At 68.7% G+C, this 5,332-nt stretch carries 4 protein-coding genes; 1 reads left to right on the forward strand and 3 read right to left on the reverse strand.

The window, feature by feature from the left end; genetic code table 11:
• Positions 1-1,590, forward strand: a 1,590-nt coding sequence (locus tag NON22_RS19850) for a hypothetical protein (protein ID WP_257388709.1), incomplete at its 5' end; no start/stop codon positions are given.
• 97 nt (positions 1,591-1,687) lie between these two features.
• Here NON22_RS19850 and NON22_RS19855 read toward each other — a convergent pair.
• The 3 genes from NON22_RS19855 to NON22_RS19865 all read right to left on the reverse strand — a co-directional run.
• A complete protein-coding gene (locus tag NON22_RS19855) occupies positions 1,688-2,491 on the reverse strand; it encodes a class I SAM-dependent methyltransferase (RefSeq protein WP_257388710.1) in 804 nt (267 codons plus the stop codon).
• 111 nt (positions 2,492-2,602) lie between these two features.
• A complete protein-coding gene (locus tag NON22_RS19860; RefSeq protein WP_257388711.1) occupies positions 2,603-4,018 on the reverse strand; it encodes a hypothetical protein in 1,416 nt (471 codons plus the stop codon).
• A gap of 347 nt (positions 4,019-4,365) precedes the next feature.
• The coding region (locus NON22_RS19865) for a hypothetical protein (RefSeq protein ID WP_257388712.1) at positions 4,366-5,332 on the reverse strand (967 nt) is incomplete at its 5' end.

Below are 5,332 nucleotides of genomic sequence, written 5' to 3' on the forward strand. Positions count from 1 at the left end.
GCCAATCAGCTGCTGCAGATCGGCGTCGGTCTCGCCTGCGCATTCGGCACGGCCGGCATCGTCGCCTGGTGCGGCTGGCGCGAGCGCGCGCTCGCCGCGCCGGTGCGCGCGACCGCCGTGCTCGCGGCGGTCGTCGCGGTGTTCTGGCTCGCGAACGCGCGCATGCTGATGCACAGCCACGAGATCGTGCATGCGCAGCTGCTGACGCTGAGCGTCAGCGTCGCCGTGCTCGGCGTCTGGCAGGCGCACGTCGCCGGCTCCTGGCGCTGGCTGGCCGTCGCGACATTGGCCTGCTGCGTCGCGACGTTCTCGTTCGGTTCCGGCCTCGCGAGCTTCGTCGCTGTGATCCTGCTCGGCCTGCTGCTGCGCCTGCCGCGCGCGTGGCTGCTGCTGCCGGGCGCCGGCATGGCGCTTTGCCTGTTCCTGTATCTCGTCGTGCTGCCCGGCGACGATTCCGTGCGCGAGGTGATCGCATTCCGCCCGCTCGACAGCCTGATCACGAGCGCGCGCTGGCTCGCTTCGCCGTGGATCAACGGCTGGCTCGGCCTGGCCGATCCGCCGCTGTATCCCTGGATCGCCGACAGCGTCGGCCATACCTGGCTCGGGGCCGTGCTCAAGGACTCCGCATCGCTCGTCGATGCGCTGCCCGGCGCGAACTGGCGCACGACGACGTCGGCGCTGCTCGGTTTCACCGGCATGGCTGCGCTGGCCGCGGCATTCCTCGGCCGGCTCCAGCGGCGGGAAATGCCGACGCGGCTGGAAGCCGTCGCGCTCGGCCTGGGCCTGTTCGCGGCCAGCTGCGCCGGCATCGTCGGGCTGAGCCGTCTCGACTACCTTCACGACAATCCCAATCAGGTTTTCGCCGACCGTTATCTCGTCTGGCCCTGCCTGTTCTGGCTGAGCCTCGCGCTGCTTGCGCTCGCTCGCGCGGCGCGGCGCGGGCGCCGTTCCTGGATCGCTGCAGCGCTCGGCCTCGTCGTCGCCGCGCCGCTGCTCGTCACGCACCGCTACTACAGCGCCTGGTCGGCGGCGGTCTATCAGGGCGCGCAGCGGTTCGCAGCGGCGGCGCGCTCCGACGTCGTCGATCCGGCGATGCTGCCGAATTCGGCCGACGCGGACCCGCAGACCGTCATGAAGACGCTCGCACTGCTGCGCGAGCGGCGTCTGGCGATGTTCGCGCCGACCTGGCTGCCGGTCGGCGCCGTATGGGACGGCACCGTCGCCGACGACGGGCTGTCGGTGAGCCTGCTCGCCAGCGAACCGGTGATCGACGCCGTCAGCGGACGCACGGCGCTGCATTTCACCGGGACCGTGGACGAGGGCATACGCCGCGTCGCCGGCGGCCCGCTGGCCGTCCTCGACGCGCAGCGCCGCGTGCGCGGCTATGCCCAGTTCAGCTTCATCCGGCCCGGCGCGAAGGCGTTCCGGCTGACCTTGCCGGCCAAGCGCGGCTTCGACGGCTATATCGCCGACTACGATCCGGCGGAGACCTACGAGCTCGTGCACTGGGACGAACGCGCGCGGGGCCATGCGCGCCGGCTGCTGCGCCTGCACGATGCGGCGATCGTCGCCGCGTCGACGCCGCGCTGAGCGCGGCTGGTGTCTCGCGGTCCCGGCCCGAAACCGTCGCGGCGCGGCGGCGCTGGTCCGCGTCCGCGGCACGGCGGTGAGACCGGCGCCGCGGCGATCACCAGGTCGGCTCGATCACGATTCCCTTGTCCTTCGCCATGAGCTGGATTTCGAGATGCAGGCACGGACGCAGCGGCGGGATCGTGCGCTCGAGCCAGCGCGTCAGCACGTTCTCGGGCCGGCCGAGGTAGCCCGGCGAATACTCGGGCAGATGCTTGGCCTTGACCGTGTTGAACTCGTCGGACAGTACGCAGAAGTAGTAGATGATCTCGCGCAGCGAGTACTCCTTCCAATGATGTCCGTAGGTCGGCGTGCGCAGGATCTCCAGCGCCGTCGGTCCGCCGCCGAAGCGCTGCAGCACGCGCAGCGGATCCCAGGCCCGGCCGCGCAGCGCGTAGTAGTTCGGCGTCGTCACGACGATGCGGCCGCCCGGCCGCAGCACGCGATGGATCGCCTTCCACATGGCGACCGGATTGAACGTGATGTGCTCGAGGATCTCGGTGAACAGCACGACCGAGACCGAATCGTCGGCGAGGCAGCTCAGCGCGTCGGCTGGCTGTTCCAGGTTGCTGCAGCTGATCAGCTCGATGCCGAGCTTCCCGGCGAGCGCGACGACGGCTGGGTGTTCCATCGACAGCGGCAGATCCATGGCCGTGACCTTGAAGCCGTCGGTCGCGTAGAGCGCACCCTGGTGCAGCCAGTGCGCGCCGATGTCGAGGACGTGATCCTGTTCGTGACGCTGCCAGCCGCTGTCGAATTCCGCCTTGGTGGCCAGGAAGCGCGGGAAATGATGCCGCAGGTAGTCAAGGTCCGTGCCGCCGGCGGCGACCGCCATCGTTTCGAGTTCCGCTAGCGTGATCATCGGATCTTCATGTCTGCGCAATGAAACGCCGCCGGCAAAGGCCGGCGGCGTGAACGGCGTGATCGCCGAGTCGAAGTGGAGCAGCGTCACCGTTCCGGGAGGCCGGCGGAGTCAGCGTGCAGTGACGACCGAGGTCGCATCGGGCACCGGATTCTTTCCGAGGAAAGGATCTTCGCTGCAGTTGTTGACCGCATAGTACTCGAAGAAATAGCCCGTGTACGGCTGTATCCAGGGGATGGTCACGGTGTTCGTGCCGGCGTTGCAGGTCATCAAGGTCCGCGTGACCGGCGCGGTGTAGCTGCGCAGATAGACCTTGTAGGCCGGCTTGCCCGGTGCCGGCAGGCTCGTGATCGTCGCGTCGATCGTGCACGTGCCCGCGCTGGTCGCGCAGTTGACATCGCTGAAGTGCAGCCGTGCGCCATTGCTGTCGTCGCTGACGACGGACTGCGCCAGGGTCAGATAGTTCGAGATCTGGCTCGTCGTGCCGAGCGCCGTGATCGCCGACTGGCGCACGTGTCCGCCGCAGCCCGTGCAGGGTTCGCGCGTCGTCGGCCACTGCACGATGGCCATGACCTTCATCGTCGGATTCGCCGCGATGGCCGCCTGCAGCGAGGCCGAGGTCGCCGCCTCGTTGTGGTAGGTCTCCATCAGGATGATGGGCTTGGACTTCTCCGCCGCGGGCAGCGAATTCCACGAGTTGACGAGGCTGGTGCCGACTTCGTCGGCGCCGAACTGGTAGATGTCGAACGCGTAGATCGGCGGCTTGGTCGCGCCGAACCAGGACAGCCCGGGCAGGAACGAGGGATGGCCGATGACCGAGCCGCCGACCGTGTCGCCGGTGCCGAACGCCGTGACGTAGTCGGACCAGATCCGCTGCGTATAGGTCTGCAGCTGATTGGTGTTATTGCCGACCATTTCGGGCGCCAGGTCGAACAGCACCTTGACCGGCGTGTCGGTGAGCTCCGAGTAGACCAGCGCGCGCGTGTTGACGATGAAGTTCCACGCCTTCTGGTACTCGGTCTCGTTCCACGCCGTCCAGTTCGCCGGCCCGTAGTTGTTCAGGCGCAGGAAGATGTAGCGGAAGCCGCGGTCGCGCGCTTTGCGCACGATGTTGCGCAGGTTGGTCTGCTGCTGTGCGCGCAGCGCGTAGCCCGAGTAGTCGAGCACTTCGCCCCAGACGCCGTCGGCGTAGCCGTCGTTGCAGCTGGAGAATTCGCAGACCGCGAGATCGCCGACGGGCAGCGGGATCGACAGGATGTCGATGCCGGAATTGCGCATGTTGTCGAGCTGCTGGTCGACGAGCGTCGGGTTCAGATGGCGCAGGCCGACCGGCGTGCGGAAGTTCTGTCCCGGCAGGTACCAGTTGTTGCTCGGCGAGCTCATCGAATCCGCGATTTCCGGATTGTAGGTGCCGAGGCTGTAGACGAAATACTGGGCGCCGATGCCGGGCACGTTGCCGGCCGCGGCGATGCTGGCGATGCCGATGAGGCCTGCAGCGGCCAGGCCCAGCTTGATCAGTTTGTGCATGAAGAGACTCTCCAGAAGGGATACGCGCGCCTTGCGGCGCGGGTGTTGCCGACGACGCCGGAACCGGAGCCGATGCCGCCGGCGAAGCGCGAGCGCGGCGCGGCCGGATCCGTTCGCGCAGGCGCGGAGAACCTGTGCGAAAACTATCCTTTGTTGCGTAATCGGCAATTGGGATTCTGATGCATCGCGGTCTCATTTCCTGTGACGTAGCGTTGACGCCGGCATGGCCGTCGTCCGCGAATGGCCGGCGGCATGGCGTTCAGGCACGCAGATTGCGCGGAACTTCCGTCGCTGGGCGGATCAGGCTGCGATCGGATACTCGCGGCAGTGCCGCAGGGCGCGGCGGATCAGCGCTGCAGCGGACAGAGTCGCGCCGGCGGCTCGTCGGCGAACAGGTTGCTGCGCACGGGCAGGCAATCGCCTTGCAGTCTCAATTTCTGCAGCGCGAGCATGCCGGTCAGTTCGGCATCGATCGGCGTCGCGACGAGCAGGTACAGCGGTCCGTGATGCGCCTGGATGCGTTCCTGCACGAGCCGGTCGAGCGCCCAGGCCGGCAGCGGCGGGCCGAGCAGGTTGCCGCGCAGGCGCACGAAGCGTGTGCCCGACGGAAACGACGGGGCGAGGAACGCGAGCGGATGGCCGTCGCCGAAGATCACGAGCGCCCGCTCGAACGGGACGGACGGCAGGACGACGTCGACGTAATGTTCGCCATATTCCGCGAGCCGCCCCCAGCGCGGTGCACGCGTGGCCAGGCCGACGACGACGAGTAGGCTGACGGCCAGGAACAGCCCGCTGCGCCGCGGCAGCGCCAGCGCCGCGAGCGTGACCAGCAGCGGCGCGAGCATCTCGATCACGGCGAGGTAGCGGTAATAGCCGAACAGCGGCAGCCAGAGCAGATAGCCCGCTGCGAATGCCGTGAGCAGCGATGCGAGCGCCTGCGGCTGCGCGGACTGCGCGCGCGCGCGGCGCCACCACAACGGCAGCGCGAGCAGCGCGGCGTAGGCCAGCGGCACGCGCAGGTCGAGGAACCACAGCTCGCTGACGCGGCGCGGCGTATCGGCCCAGAGCAGCGGATAGAACAGCCATTCGGCCGTTCCCCGCGGCAGCCAGCGCGTATCGCGCAGTTCGGCCGGCGCGACGACGTCGCCACCGAACACGGGGCCGAACAGCGGGAACAGCGGATTGTGGAAGTCGCGCCAGAGCTGCCACATCCAGTGCCCGTGGACGAGCAGGAACGCGAGCGCCGCGGCGCCGATCAGACAGGGGCCGTCGGCGCGCGCCGTGCCGCGGTGCACCGCGGCGGCGAGCGCCGCG

Source organism: Tahibacter caeni (assembly GCF_024609805.1).
GTDB lineage: Bacteria > Pseudomonadota > Gammaproteobacteria > Xanthomonadales > Rhodanobacteraceae > Tahibacter > Tahibacter caeni.